The organism is Nonomuraea roseoviolacea subsp. carminata, assembly GCF_024172185.1.
GTDB classification, from domain to species: Bacteria; Actinomycetota; Actinomycetes; order Streptosporangiales; family Streptosporangiaceae; genus Nonomuraea; species Nonomuraea roseoviolacea.
Genome location: NZ_JAMZEC010000001.1, coordinates 6,867,844 through 6,880,578 on the forward strand (window position 1 = coordinate 6,867,844; position 12,735 = coordinate 6,880,578).

Sequence of the window (12,735 nt, forward strand, 5' to 3'; positions counted from 1 at the left end):
GGCAGGGAGGAGGAACCGGTGGTCGCAACACCCCAGGCCGGCGCGCCGAGCGCGAGGAGGACGGCGTCCCCGGGGCGGCGGCGGTCGTGGACGGGCTGGCGGTTCGTGGGACCGTTCATGGCGGTGTTCGCGCTCGTCTTCCTGGCGCCGATCGCGTACTCGGTCTACCTGAGCCTGTTCCGCACCCAGCTCATCGGCGGCACCACGTTCGTCGGCGCCGGCAACTACGTCAAGGCGCTGGGCGACCCGCAGTTCTGGTCCGCCTTCGGCAGGGTGGCGCTGTTCCTGGTGGTGCAGGTGCCGATCATGCTGTTCCTGGCGCTGCTCGTGGCCCTGGCCATCGACAGCGGCCGGCTGTACGGGGCGAGCTTCTTCCGCATCGCGGTCTTCCTGCCCTACGCCGTGCCCGCCGTGGTCGCGGCGCTGATGTGGGGCTTCATGTACGGCACCCGGTTCGGCCTCATCGGCAACCTCAACGACCTGCTCGGGGTGTCGCTGCCCGACCCGCTGTCGTCCGACCTGATCCTCGCCTCGATCGGCAACATCGTGACCTGGGAGTTCGTCGGCTACAACATGCTGATCCTGTACTCCGCCCTGCGGGTGGTGAACCCGTCGCTGTACGAGGCGGCGGAGATGGACGGCGCCGGCCAGCTCCGCATCGTCTGGGCGATCAAGCTGCCCGCCCTGCGCGGGGCGCTGCTGATCGCCACGATCTTCTCGATCATCGGCAGCTTCCAGCTCTTCAACGAGCCCGCCATCCTCCGGGACCTCGCGCCGAACGCGATCACGACGTACTTCACGCCGAACTACTACGCCTACTCGCTGTCCTTCCGCGGCCAGCAGTTCGACTACTCGGCGACCGTCGCCATCGTCATGGGCGTGATCACCATGGTCATCGCCTACGTCGTCCAGCTCCGCGGCATGCGCAAGGGGGCCTGACCATGACCGCCACCACCTCCGCCACCACCCGCGAGACCGGCGCCCCGAGCCGCCGGGCTCGCGGCCGGGCCGCCGCCGGCCCGCTGGTGATCCGGCGCCGCGCGCGGCGGGGCCGGCGCAGCGTCACGCTGACCGCCCTGACCACGATCATGCTGGTCTACACCCTCCTCCCGCTGGCCTGGCTGGTGATCAACGCCACCAAGACCCAGGAGGGCCTGCTCGGCTCGTTCGGCCTGTGGTTCGACGGCGACTTCGCGCTGTTCGGCAACATCGCCGGCACCTTCACCTACGGCGGGGGCATCTTCACCCGCTGGCTGCTCAACACCCTGCTGTACGTGGTCGTCGGCGCGGGCGGCGCGACGCTGCTGGCGACGATCGCGGGCTACGGGCTGGCGAAGTTCGACTTCCCCGGCAAGAAGGCCGTGTTCGCGGTCGTCATCGGCGCGGTCGCGGTGCCGGGCACGGCGCTGGCCGTCCCGACGTTCCTCATGTTCTCCACCATGGGCCTCACGAACACGCCGTGGGCGATCATCATCCCGTCGCTCATCTCGCCGTTCGGCCTCTACCTCATGTGGACGTTCGCCTCCGACGCCGTCCCCGACGAGATTCTCGAATCGGCGCGCGTGGACGGCGCCCGCGAGTTCCAGACGTTCTTCCGCATCAGCCTGCCGCTGCTGGCGCCCGGGATCGTCACGGTCCTGCTGTTCACCGTGGTCGCGACCTGGAACAACTACTTCCTTCCGTTGATCATGCTGAAGGACCCGGCCTGGTACCCGCTCACGCTCGGCCTCAACAGCTGGAACGCCCAGGCGACCACCGCCGGCGGCGAGGTCATCTTCAACCTCGTGATCACCGGATCGCTGCTCACCATCGTCCCGCTGATCGCGGCGTTCCTGCTGCTCCAGCGGTACTGGCAGTCGGGACTGGCCGCCGGAAGCGTCAAGGGCTAGCCCCCACCGACCTGGCTCACCCATGAAAGGGACATCCATGACGACAACCCGCCGCCACGCCCTGCTGCTGGGCGCCGCACTGTCGGTGTCGCTGCTCGCCACCGCCTGCGGCTCCTCCGGCGACACCGGATCCGGGACCGCCGCCGCCACCCGGAGCGCGTCGGCCGACGACCTCCAGGCCGCGCTCGACGCCGGCGGCAGCATCACGGTCTGGGCGTGGGAGCCCACACTGAAGCAGGTGGTCGCCGACTTCCAGACGAAGTACCCCAAGGTCAAGGTCAACCTGGTCAACGCCGGCACCGGCAACGACCAGTACACGGCCCTGCAGAACGCGGTCAAGGCCGGCTCTGGCCTGCCCGACGTCGCCCAGATCGAGTACTACGCCCTGCCGCAGTTCGCGCTCGGCAAGGCGGTCACCGACCTGACGGCCTTCGGCGCGGACAAGCTCGACGGCACCTTCACCCCCGGCCCGTGGAACTCCGTGCACTCCGGCAGCGGCATCTACGGCCTGCCCATGGACTCCGGCCCGATGGCGCTGTTCTACAACAAGGACGTCTTCGACAAGCACAAGATCGAGGTGCCGAAGACCTGGGAGGAGTACATCGCGGCGGCCAAGAAGCTGCACGAGGCCGACCCGAAGGCGTACATCACCAACGACGTCGGCGACGCCGGCTTCACCACCAGCATGATCTGGCAGGCCGGCGGCAAGCCGTACAAGGTGGACGGCACCAAGGTCGGCGTCGACTTCAGTGACGCGGGCACGCAGAAGTACACCGCGGCCTGGCAGCAGCTCGTCAGCGGCAAGCTCGTCGCGCCGATCGCCTCGTGGAGCGACGCCTGGTACAAGGGGCTCGGCGACGGCACCATCGCCACGCTCGTGATCGGCGCGTGGATGCCGGCCAACCTGGAGACCGGCGTCAAGGCCGGGGCCGGCAAGTGGCGGGTCGCCCCCATGCCGCAGTGGGAGAGCGGCGGCAAGGCCAGCTCCGAGAACGGCGGCAGCTCGCTGACCATCCCCGAGGGCGCCGCCAACAAGAAGCTCGCCTACGCCTTCCTCAAGTACGCCAACGTGGACGAGGGCGTGCGGACCCGCGTGGACGGCGGCGCGTTCCCCGCGACCACCGCGCAGCTCGGCTCGCCGGAGTTCAAGGACAAGAAGTTCCCGTACTTCGGCGACCAGCAGGTCAACCAGGTGCTCGCCGAGTCGGCGGGCCAGGTCGTCGGCGGCTGGTCCTACCTGCCGTACCAGGTCTACGCCAACAGCGTCTTCAACGACACCGTCGGCAAGGCGTACATCAGCGGCACCACGCTGCAGGACGGCCTGAAGGCGTGGCAGGACGCCACCGTCAAGTACGGCCAGGAGCAGGGTTTCAGCATGCAGTAGCCCGCACGCCCGCCGTGACGGCGCAGGCCCGGCCGGTCATGGTGATCCGGCCGGGCCTCGGCGCTTCTCAGGCGAGGGAGAGCAGGCCCGGGATGTCGGCCACGCCGGGCAGCAGGTGGGTGTGGCGGGCCGCGCCGAGGGCGGCGGCGTCCAGCCCGCCGGTGAGCACCCCGACCACGATGCCCGCGCCCGCGTTGGAGCCGGCTTCGAGGTCGCGGACCGTGTCGCCCGCCGTGAGCACCCGGCTGACGTCACGGACGCCGGTCGCCTCCATCGCCCGGAAGATCATGTACGGCGCCGGGCGCCCGGCGGCGACGTCGTCCACGCACACGACCGCGTCGAGGAACCCGTCCCCCCAGCCGATCCGGGCCAGCAGCGCGTCGGTCACGCCCCGGTCGAAGCCGGTGGTGAGGGCCACCTTGACACCGGCGGCGCGCAACGCGGCGAGGGCCTCGGGGACACCGGGCAGAGGGGCCGGCGGCCGGTCGGCGTACGCGGCGTCCAGGCGGTCACGGAAGTCGGCGAAGACCGCGTCGACGGTGCCCCCTTCGGGCGGGCCGCCCGTCTCCCCGGTGAGCAGCGCGGTGATGGCCTCGCGCTTGTCGGCTCCCATCCAGCGCCGGATGTCCGCGGGGGTCGGGTGGCCGCCCGCGGCGCGCACGGCCTCCTCCAGCGCGATGTAGACGGCGCCGTGCTCCTGGACGGTGGTGCCGGCGATGTCCAGAACCGCCAGTTCGATCATGACATGTGTCCTCAGGGGTGTCGGGTGGGGCCGCTCAGCCGGCCGGTGCCGGCGGATGCGGGTCGTCGCTCCGCGGGTGGGCCGGCTCCTGCGCGTTGGAGCTGCGCAGGAGCGCCGGATGGGCCTGCTGGGAGTTCTCGATGGTGAAGGAGACGAGGTCGGGCCGGTAGCGGTCGTCGGAGTACTCGACGGGCTCGCCGGCGGAGGAGAGGGTGCGGCGGCGCTCGCGCAGCAGGGGCGCTCCGGGGGAGATCTGCAGGAGTGCGGCGTCGGTGTCGTCGGCGGTGATGGCGTCGATGACGTGGCGGGCCACGCTGAGGTCCACGCCCTGGCCGCTCAGGAAGGCGAAGACCGACCCGGAGTCGCAGTCGTGGTCGAAGAGCAGCCGGCCGACGGGCCAGACGAACGTGGTGCGCTCGATCATCGTGGGCAGCCCGTCCAGCAGCCGCAGCCGCAGGAGCTGGACGACCGGTTCCCCCTCGTCCAGGCCCAGCGCGTCGGCGGCCTCCGGCGACGCCGGCCGCCGGGCGATCTCCAGGGTGCGCTGGCCGGGCGTCCGGCCGACCCCCCTGGCCCATCGGGAGAACGACAGGAACGTCTCGAAGGGCTGGGACATCGCCTGGCTGCGCACCACCGGAGGCTTGCCGCGACCGCCGCCGACCAGCCCCTCGGCGCGCAGCGCGGCGAGTGCCTGGCGGACCGGTCCGCGGGAGGCGCCCCACTGCTCGCACAACTGCGACTCGGAGGGCACGGCCGCGCCCACCGGCAGCTCGCCGGAGACGATGCGGCGGCGCAGGTCGGCGGCGATGCGCTCGTGCAGGGGTGCGTCCATGCCGCTTGACAATACAGGAGCACGAGCGCGGGCCGGAAGTGGTGATGTCCTGAAATAGCTAACTGAGCTGCGGAAATGAAGTTCCGACGAACAGGAGGTGACAGATGGCCCGGCGCTCTTGACGGCGGGCGGCGGCGCTGAGCACCTTACTTGTCATGACAAGTCATCCGCCGCGGACCCAGACACTCGACTCCGCCGACCTCGTCATCGTCGGCGCGGGCATCGTGGGTCTCGCCCACGCCGTGGACGCGGTGCGCCGCGGCTTGTCCGTCGCCGTCGTCGAACGCGACGAACGGGCCACCGGCGCCTCGGTGCGCAACTTCGGGCACGGCTGCTTCACGGTCCAGGACGGCGACGCCCTCCGCTACGCCACGGCCGCCCGGACCGCCTGGCTGCGCCTGGCCAAGGAGGCCGGGTTCTGGCTGCGCGACGGTGGCACCGTCGTCGTCGCGCGGGCCGAGGACGAGTACGCGGTGCTGGAGGAGTTCCACGCCGCCCGCGGCGACCAGGTGGTGCTGCTGGACCCGGCCGAGGTGGCCGCCAGAGTGCCCACCGGGCCGGGCGTGACCGGCGGCGCCTGGCTGCCGATGGACGTGCGCGTCGACCCTCGCGAGGCCGCCCACGCGATCGCCGGCTGGCTGGCGACCCGGGGCGTCCGGTTCCACTGGGGCACCATGGCGCACACCGTCGAGCCGGAGCTGGTGCGCACCAGCCGGGGACCGATCCGGGCCGGGCGGGTGGTGATGGCCGTGGGACACGACGTGGACCGCCACTTCCCGGAGCTGGCGGAACAGGCCGCGGTGCGCCGCTGCGCCCTGCACATGCTGCGCGTCGGCGACCCGCACGGCCGCGCGGTGGACCCCGCGGTGCTCACCGGCTTCTCGCTCCTGCGCTACGACGGCTTCGCCGCCTGCCCCACCCTGCCGGCGCTGCGCGCGCGGCTGGAGGCGGACCACCCGGCCCTGCTCGCCGCCGGGCTGAACCTGATGTTCACCCAGCGCCCGGACGGCGATCTGGTCATCGGCGACACCCACGCCTACGCCGCCACCCTCGACCCGTTCAACGCCGACGAGCTCGACCGGCACGTCCTCGCCGAGACCGGACGCCTGCTCGGCGTCGACCGCCTGACCGTGCGCGAGCGCTGGCGCGGCGTGTACGCCTCGGCCGGGCGGCCGTTCCTGGTCGCCACGCCCATGTCCGGCGTCCGGGTGGTCTCCGTCACCTCCGGCATCGGGATGACCACCGCGCTCGGCCTGGCCCCCGAGGTCCTCGACGACCTGCTGGCCTGACCCCGGCCCGCGACCACGACCCTCAGGAAGAGAGAACCCCATGCGTACACGACGTCTTCCGGCCGCCGTGGCGGCGGCCTCGGCCCTGCTCGTGCTCCTGTCCGGCTGCGGCGGCGCCGGAGCGTCCGGCGCGGCCGGTGCGACCTGTCCCGGCGGCAGGGTCCGTTTCGGCATCGAGCCGTACGAGGACCCGGCCAAGCTCAAGCCCGCCTACGACGTCCTCGCCGCCGCGTTGCAGCGCAAGCTCGACTGCCCGGTGGAGCTGAAGATCGTGGACGACTACGCGGCCGAGGTGCTCGCGATGCGCAACGGCCAGCTCGAACTGGCCCAGTTCGGGCCGCTCGGCTACGTGTTCGCCAGCCGGATGGCCGACGCGCGGGCCGTCGCCTCGTTCGCCGACGCGAAGGGCGCCCTGACCAGCTACACCGGCGGCATCTGGGTGCCGGCGACGTCGCCGATCACCTCGGTCAAGGACCTCGCCGGGAAGTCCCTCGCGCTGTCCAGCCCCGGCTCGGCCTCCGGCGACGCCCTGCCCCGCTACGCGCTCAAGACCGCGGGCCTCGCCGAGTCCAGCGTGCGGATCGACTACGCGGGCGGGCATCCCGAGGCGCTGCTCGCCCTGGTCAACGGCAAGGCCGACGCCGCCGAGATCAACAGCCAGCAGCTCGCGACCGCGCGGGCCGCCGGCACCTTCGACGCCTCCAAGTACCGCCAGATCTGGAGATCCGAGCCGGTCCCGAACGACCCGATCACCGTGCACGGCAAGCTCGACCCGCGCTTCCGCGAAGCGGTCACCAAGGCGCTGCTCGACCTGGACGCCGCCGACGTCGCCAAGGTCGGCGCCTTCCTCGACGTCGATCCGCCCGGTCCGCTGGTCGCCGTGACCACGGAGACCTACAAGCCGCTGTTCGACCTCGCCACCGCGCTCGGCCTGACCGAGAAGGACGTCTGACGATGACGCCCACCGGGGAGGTCCGGCACGTGGAACCGCCCGCCGCCCCCTCCATGGACGGGGCGGGCGTCGCGCTCGCGGTCCGGGGGCTGCGCAAGTCGTTCGCCGGCCGGACGGTGCTGGACGGGCTGGACCTGCGGCTCCGGTCCGGGGAGTTCCTGGCGCTGCTCGGCGCCAACGGCTGCGGCAAGTCCACCGCGCTGCGCTGCGTCGTCGGGCTGGAGACGCCCGACGGCGGCATGATCCACATCCACGGCCGCGAGGCCGGCGCGGCGCGGGACGCCGAGTCGGCACGGCTGCGCCGGCGGACCGCCATGGTCTTCCAGCAGGTCCACCTCGTGCGCCGCCGCAGCGTGCTCGACAACGTCTGCGCCGGGGCGCTCGGCCGGCTGCCGTTGCGCCACTCGCTCACGCCGCTGCTGTTCCCCCGCGAGCTGCGGGAGGAGGCCATGGCCTGTCTGGACCGGGTCGGCCTGGCCGCCCGCGCGGCCGAACCCGCCGGGCGCCTGTCCGGCGGGCAGCAGCAACGGGTCGCGATCGCCCGCGCCCTGTGCCAGCGGGCGAGCATCGTCCTCGCGGACGAGCCGGTGTCCGCCCTCGACCCGGTGGCCGCCGACCAGGTGGTCGGCCTGCTGGCCGAACTCGCCCGTGAGCAGAGGCTCGCCGTCGCCGCCGTGCTCCACCAGCCTTCCCTCGCCCGCCGGCACGCCGACCGCGTCGTCGGCCTGCTGGACGGGCGGGTCGCCGTCGACGCCCCCGCCGGGGCCCTCACCGAAGCGGACCTGGCGGCCCTCTACGCCGCCGACCGCCGACCCGCCGAGCAGGAGCACCGCTGAGCATGGACGTCCGCACCCCGAGCCGCCCCCTCGCCCCGCCACGGCGACCCCGGCCGTCAGCGGCGACCGGCGTCGTCGTCACGGTCCTGGTGGCCGCGCACGTGCTGGCCTGGCAGGGCACGGAGTTCTCCCCGGCGGCGCTCGTGGAGGGCTGGCGCGGAATGGCCGACTTCCTCGGCCAGGCCCTCCCGCCGGACCTGTCGTGGTCGCGGGTGCTCTCTCCCGGCATCCGCGCCGCCCTCGTCACGCTCGCCATCGGGCTGCTCGGCACCACGCTGTCCGTGCCCTTCGCGCTCGGGCTCGCGCTGCTCGCGGCGCGGACGACGACGCCGGACCGGTGGGCCTACCAGGCCGGACGGTCGATCCTGTCGTTCCTGCGGGCGGTGCCCGACGTCGTCTTCGCGCTGGTGTTCGTCACCGCCGTGGGGCTGGGCCCGTTCGCCGGCGTGCTCGCGCTGATCTTCCACAACACGGGGGTGATGGGCAAGCTGTGGGCGGAGGCGATGGAGGAGATCGACCTCGGTCCGCGCGACGCCCTGCGCACCAACGGCGCCTCCGGGCTCCAGGTCGCCCTGCACGCCGTGCTCCCGGCGGTGGTGCCGCAGTTCGTGGGCCTGCTGCTCTACCGGTTCGACGTCAACGTGCGCTCGTCCCTGGTGCTCGGACTCGTCGGCGCGGGCGGCATCGGCTTCCTCGTCAACCAGTCGATCAAGCTCTTCCGGTTCGACGAGATGGTCACCCACCTCATGGTGGTGATGGCGCTCGTCGTCGCGGTCGACCAGCTCTCGGCGTTCGTGCGCCGCCGGATCGGCGCCTGACCCGGCTGGTCAGGCGCCTCCGTGCGGGCGGCGCAGCACGCACACCTCGCGCGGCCCCAGGGTGAGGTCGGCCGCCAGGCACGGCCCCCGGAGCACCTCGCCCGCGACGCCGTCCACCGCGACGGCGCGGTCGGTGCGGTTGACGAGGAACCAGTAGTCGGCCTCGCCGTCGGTGCGCACCGCCAGCTCCACCGCTCCGGCCACGGCGGCCGGCAGCTCGGAGCGCACCCCGCTGGTCGCGAGCAGGTGCGCCAGCACCGGGGCCAGGCCCTCGGGCCCGAGCCGGGTCGAGACGTACGAGGCCGACCCGGTGCCCACGGGACGGGTCGTGACCGCCGGCCGGCCCGCGTGGTCGCCGGAGGTGTAGGCGGCCACGACCTTGACCCCGGAGTCGGTGACGTCGATCCGGTCGCTCCACAGCGTGCCGGAGACGCCGAGGTCGAGGTCCACCCGCTCGTCGTCGAGCAGCGGGCCGAACTCCTCGATCCGGATGCCCAGCAGGTCGCGCAGCGCGCCGGGGTAGCCGCCCAGCCACACGTGGTCGTCCTCGTCCACGATCCCGGAGAAGTAGGTGGTGACGAGATGGCCGCCGCCCGCCACGTACGCCTCCAGCCGGCCGGCCAGCTCCCGCGGCACGACGTGCAGGATCGGCGCCACCAGCAGGTCGTAGCCGGTGAACGGGCCGGCCGAGCCGATCACGTCCACGCGCACCCCGGCCGCGGCGAACGCCGAGTACCAGTCGAGCGCCTCCTGCCGGTAGCGCAGCCGGGACGAGGGGTGGGAGTCCAGCTCGCTCGCCCACCAGGAGTCCCAGTCGAACACGATCGCCGCGGCGGCGGGGCGCCGGCGCGTCCCGGCGACCGGGGCGAGCGCCTCCAGGGTCGCGCCGAGGTCGGCGACCGAGCGGAAGACCTCGCTGTCGGTGCCGGCGTGCGGGATCATCGCCGAGTGGTACTTCTCGGCCCCTCCCGCCGACTGCCGCCACTGGAAGAAGCACACGGCGTCCGCCCCGTACGCCACGTGGGTGAGCGAGTCGCGGGCCAGGCCGCCGGGCCGCTTGGCCTTGTTGACCGGCTGCCAGTTCACTGCGCTGGTCGAGTGCTCCATGAGGAACCAGGGCCGGCCCCCGGCCAGCATGCCGGTCAGGTTGGCCGAGAACGACAGCTCGTCCTGCGCCTGCGGGCCGGTCAGCAGGTAGTGGTCGTTGGAGACGAAGTCCACCTCGCGCGCCCAGGCGGCGTAGTCCATGCCCTTGGTCTCGCCCATGACCATGAAGTTGCTGGTGACCGGGATGCCGGGGGTGAGCTCGGCCAGCAGGTCCCGTTCGGCCCGCAGGTGGTCGCGCAGCGCGTCGGAGGAGAAGCGTTTGAAGTCGAGCTGCTGGGTCGGGTTGGGGTAGGAGGCGGCCAGGCGCGGCGGCAGCACCTCCTCCCACGCGCCGTACGCCTGCGACCAGAACGCGGTCGCCCACGCCCGGTTCAGCTCCTCGACCGTGCCGTACCGCTCGCGCAGCCAGACCCGGAACGCGGCGGCGGCGTCGTCGGAGTAGTCGTAGACGTTGTGGCAGCCCAGCTCGTTGTTCACGTGCCAGGCGGCCAGGGCCGGGTGGCTCCCGTACCGCTCGGCCATGGCCCGCACCAGCCGCAGGGCGTGCTCGCGGAAGACCGGCGAGGTGGGCCGCCAGTGCTGGCGGGCGCCGGGCCACAGGGTGCGGCCGTCGTGGTCGACGGGCAGGATCTCCGGGTGCCGGGCGGTGAGCCACGGCGGCGGGGACGCCGTCGCGGTCGCCAGGTCCACGGCGACGCCGTTGGCGTGCAGGAGGTCCATGACCTCGTCCAGCCAGCCGAAGGTCCACGCGTCCTCCCGCGGCTGCAGGCGCGCCCAGGAGAAGATCGCCAGCGAGACGATGTTCACCCCGGCGGCGCGCATCGCCCGGACGTCCTCCTCCCACACCTCCCGGCCCCACTGCTCCGGGTTGTAGTCCGCGCCGAAGGCCAGCCGCCCGCGGCTCGGGTCCGTGGGCCAGCGAAGCCAGCGAGGCTGCCGATGAGCTGTCACTGCCACTCCTCACAGGGGGAGCCAATGTTCACGTGAACATGTTTACGTAAACATAGGCTAGCGGAAAGGGACGGCCCCGGGAACGCGTCGCGGGCGGTCGCTCCTCGTGGGAGCGCCGCCCGCGCCGAGGCCCCGCTCGGGGCCGCGTGGAAAGGGGCCCGCTACTTGCCGACGCCCTCCGTCAGCCCGCGCAGGAACTGCCGCTGCCCGATGAGGAACAGCAGGATCGTCGGCAGGGCCGCGATGGTCAGGCCCGCCAGCACCACCGGCCAGTCCGTCAGCAGCCGGCTCTGCATCGACACCAGGCCCACCGGCAGCGTCTTCAGCGACTCGTCGCTGACGAACACCAGCGCGAACGCGAACTCGTTCCACGCGAACAGCGCCTGCAGCAGCGCCGCCGACACCAGGATCGGCCGCGACATCGGCAGGATCACCCGCCAGAAGATCTGCGCCCGCGTCGCCCCGTCGATGGTGGCCGCCTCGTCCACGGAGCGCGGCAGCTCGATCATGTACGCCCGGATCAGGAAGATCGTGAACGGGATGCGGAACGCCGTGTAGAGCACGATCAGCGCCCAGTACGTGTCGAACAGCCCGATCGCGGTCAGCAGCCGGAACAGCGGGATGAGCGCCACCGTCGGCGACAGCAGCAGCCCGCCCAGCACCAGCAGCGCCACCCCGTTGCCGAACGGCAGCTTCAGCCGGCACAGCCCGTACGCCGCCCACGCGCTGATCAGCGTGGTGGCCACGATCGAGGCCGAGGTCACGATGACGCTGTTGGTGAAGTAGCGGACCACGCCGAGGTCCCAGGCGCGCGCGTAGTTCTCCCAGCGCAGCTCGCCCGGCAGCCCCCACGGCTGGTTGAAGACCTCCTGGTTGTCCTTGAACCCGCTGAGCACCATCCACAGCACCGGGTACAGCACGGCCACGGCGAAGGCGCCGAGCAGGGTCCAGCCGAGCACCCGGCCCACCACCGAGCGGAAGCTCATGGTGGCGCGGGGCCGGTGCTTGGCGGTGGTCCGGCGGTCGAGGCCGGAGTCCAGCGCGATCACGTGTCATACCTCCGGCGTCGGGAGAGGGCCAGTTGCCCGGCCGCGATGGCGAAGGTGATGACGAAGATCACCGTGGCCACGGACGCGGCGTACCCCATGTCGTCCTCGAAGAAGGCCTTGCGGTACAGCCAGGTGCCGAGGACCTGGCTGGAGTTGTCCGGGCCGCCGGCCGTCATCACCATGACCTCGTTGAAGACGAGGAACGCCCCCGAGATCGTCAGGATGACGATCAGCGTGGTCATCTCGCGCACCATCGGCAGCGTGATGGAGAAGAACGTGCGCACCGCGCCGCTGCCGTCCACCTTCGCCGCCTCGTAGTACTCGCGGGGGATGCGCTGCATGGCCACCACGAACAGCACGGCCGTGTAGCCGATCGACTGCCACTGGCTCATCGCGATGACGCTCCAGATGGCCGACGACTCCTCGCCGAGCCAGGCGCGGGCGAGGTGGCCGAGGCCGACGGCCTGCAGCGCCTCGTTCACCAGCCCGTACCTGGGGTTGTAGAGGAAGGAGAACAGGACGCCGGCGACGGTGATCGACATGGCGGCCGGGATGAAGTACAGCGTGCGGAGCAGGCCGCGCAGCCGCTTGCCGACGAGCTCCTCCAGCAGCGCCGCCAGGACCAGCGACAGGCCGGCCTGGAAGACCAGGGAGACGACGGCGTAGGCGATGTTGTTGAGCAGCGCCCGCCAGAACACCGGGTCGGTGAACATCTCGGTGTAGTTGTCCACGCCCACGAACCGGGGCTCGGGGGAGAAGGCGTTCCAGGAGAAGAAGCTCAGCCGCAGGTTGTCCACGATCGGGTAGTAGACGAACACCAGCAGCAGGGCGACGGCGGGCAGCACCCAGACCCAGGCGCGCCAACGGGTCAGCAAGGCGCCCATGG

At 72.2% G+C, this 12,735-nt stretch carries 12 protein-coding genes; 7 read left to right on the forward strand and 5 right to left on the reverse strand.

Features of this window, described 5'->3' with window-relative positions; all coding sequences use genetic code 11:
• Positions 1 to 18: 18 nt before the first annotated feature.
• Genes HD595_RS31725 through HD595_RS31735 form a run of 3 tightly spaced genes read left to right on the forward strand, consistent with a single transcriptional unit; the run spans position 19 to position 3,273 of the window.
• Positions 19 to 939, forward strand: coding sequence for a carbohydrate ABC transporter permease (locus tag HD595_RS31725; RefSeq protein WP_253775424.1), 921 nt, complete (start codon positions 19 to 21; stop codon positions 937 to 939).
• A 2-nt stretch (positions 940 to 941) separates the two neighbouring features.
• Entirely contained in the window at positions 942 to 1,889 is a 948-nt protein-coding gene (locus tag HD595_RS31730; protein WP_253775426.1) for a carbohydrate ABC transporter permease, read from the forward strand.
• A gap of 37 nt (positions 1,890 to 1,926) precedes the next feature.
• Positions 1,927 to 3,273 carry an ABC transporter substrate-binding protein gene (locus HD595_RS31735; RefSeq protein ID WP_253775428.1) on the forward strand — a complete coding sequence of 449 codons (1,347 nt, stop codon included), beginning with the start codon at positions 1,927 to 1,929 and terminating at the stop codon, positions 3,271 to 3,273.
• Between the two features lie 67 nt (positions 3,274 to 3,340).
• Here HD595_RS31735 and HD595_RS31740 read toward each other — a convergent pair whose 3' ends face one another.
• Entirely contained in the window at positions 3,341 to 4,015 is a 675-nt protein-coding gene (locus HD595_RS31740) for a phosphonatase-like hydrolase (RefSeq protein WP_253775430.1), read from the reverse strand.
• Between the two features lie 34 nt (positions 4,016 to 4,049).
• Positions 4,050 to 4,847 carry a GntR family transcriptional regulator gene (locus HD595_RS31745; RefSeq protein ID WP_253775432.1) on the reverse strand — a complete coding sequence of 266 codons (798 nt, stop codon included), beginning with the start codon at positions 4,845 to 4,847 and terminating at the stop codon, positions 4,050 to 4,052.
• 155 nt (positions 4,848 to 5,002) lie between these two features.
• Between HD595_RS31745 and HD595_RS31750 the strand changes: the two genes are divergently transcribed.
• Genes HD595_RS31750 through phnE form a run of 4 tightly spaced genes read left to right on the forward strand, consistent with a single transcriptional unit; the run spans position 5,003 to position 8,742 of the window.
• Complete coding sequence (locus HD595_RS31750; protein WP_253775434.1) at positions 5,003 to 6,136, forward strand: TIGR03364 family FAD-dependent oxidoreductase; 1,134 nt, start codon at positions 5,003 to 5,005, stop codon at positions 6,134 to 6,136.
• A gap of 40 nt (positions 6,137 to 6,176) precedes the next feature.
• A complete protein-coding gene (locus HD595_RS31755) occupies positions 6,177 to 7,088 on the forward strand; it encodes a phosphate/phosphite/phosphonate ABC transporter substrate-binding protein (protein WP_253775436.1) in 912 nt (303 codons plus the stop codon).
• A gap of 2 nt (positions 7,089 to 7,090) precedes the next feature.
• Entirely contained in the window at positions 7,091 to 7,924 is an 834-nt protein-coding gene (locus HD595_RS31760; protein WP_253775438.1) for a phosphonate ABC transporter ATP-binding protein, read from the forward strand.
• A gap of 2 nt (positions 7,925 to 7,926) precedes the next feature.
• Positions 7,927 to 8,742 (forward strand): phosphonate ABC transporter, permease protein PhnE, encoded by an 816-nt coding sequence (phnE, locus tag HD595_RS31765; RefSeq protein WP_253775440.1) that lies wholly within the window; start codon positions 7,927 to 7,929, stop codon positions 8,740 to 8,742.
• A gap of 9 nt (positions 8,743 to 8,751) precedes the next feature.
• Here phnE and HD595_RS31770 read toward each other — a convergent pair whose 3' ends face one another.
• The 3 genes from HD595_RS31770 to HD595_RS31780 all read right to left on the reverse strand — a co-directional run bounded on the left by HD595_RS31770 (position 8,752) and on the right by HD595_RS31780 (position 12,733).
• Positions 8,752 to 10,800 (reverse strand): beta-galactosidase, encoded by a 2,049-nt coding sequence (locus HD595_RS31770; protein WP_253775443.1) that lies wholly within the window; start codon positions 10,798 to 10,800, stop codon positions 8,752 to 8,754.
• Positions 10,801 to 10,961: 161 nt separating this feature from the next.
• A complete protein-coding gene (locus HD595_RS31775) occupies positions 10,962 to 11,849 on the reverse strand; it encodes a carbohydrate ABC transporter permease (protein ID WP_253775444.1) in 888 nt (295 codons plus the stop codon).
• Positions 11,846 to 12,733 carry a carbohydrate ABC transporter permease gene (locus HD595_RS31780; protein ID WP_253775446.1) on the reverse strand — a complete coding sequence of 296 codons (888 nt, stop codon included), beginning with the start codon at positions 12,731 to 12,733 and terminating at the stop codon, positions 11,846 to 11,848. Before HD595_RS31780 ends, HD595_RS31775 begins: the two co-directional genes overlap by 4 nt.
• Between the last annotated feature and the right edge of the window lie 2 nt (positions 12,734 to 12,735).

Excerpts from the sequence above, each read along its gene's own strand:
- HD595_RS31730 (WP_253775426.1), top strand. The coding sequence starts at position 942 with ATGACCGCCACCACCTCCGCCACCACCCGCGAGACCGGCGCCCCGAGC.
- HD595_RS31735 (WP_253775428.1), top strand. The coding sequence starts at position 1,927 with ATGACGACAACCCGCCGCCACGCCCTGCTGCTGGGCGCCGCACTGTCG.
- HD595_RS31740 (WP_253775430.1), bottom strand. The coding sequence starts at position 4,015 with ATGATCGAACTGGCGGTTCTGGACATCGCCGGCACCACCGTCCAGGAG.
- HD595_RS31745 (WP_253775432.1), bottom strand. The coding sequence starts at position 4,847 with ATGGACGCACCCCTGCACGAGCGCATCGCCGCCGACCTGCGCCGCCGC.
- HD595_RS31750 (WP_253775434.1), top strand. The coding sequence starts at position 5,003 with ATGACAAGTCATCCGCCGCGGACCCAGACACTCGACTCCGCCGACCTC.
- HD595_RS31755 (WP_253775436.1), top strand. The coding sequence starts at position 6,177 with ATGCGTACACGACGTCTTCCGGCCGCCGTGGCGGCGGCCTCGGCCCTG.
- HD595_RS31760 (WP_253775438.1), top strand. The coding sequence starts at position 7,091 with ATGACGCCCACCGGGGAGGTCCGGCACGTGGAACCGCCCGCCGCCCCC.
- phnE (WP_253775440.1), top strand. The coding sequence starts at position 7,927 with ATGGACGTCCGCACCCCGAGCCGCCCCCTCGCCCCGCCACGGCGACCC.
- HD595_RS31780 (WP_253775446.1), bottom strand. The coding sequence starts at position 12,733 with ATGGGCGCCTTGCTGACCCGTTGGCGCGCCTGGGTCTGGGTGCTGCCC.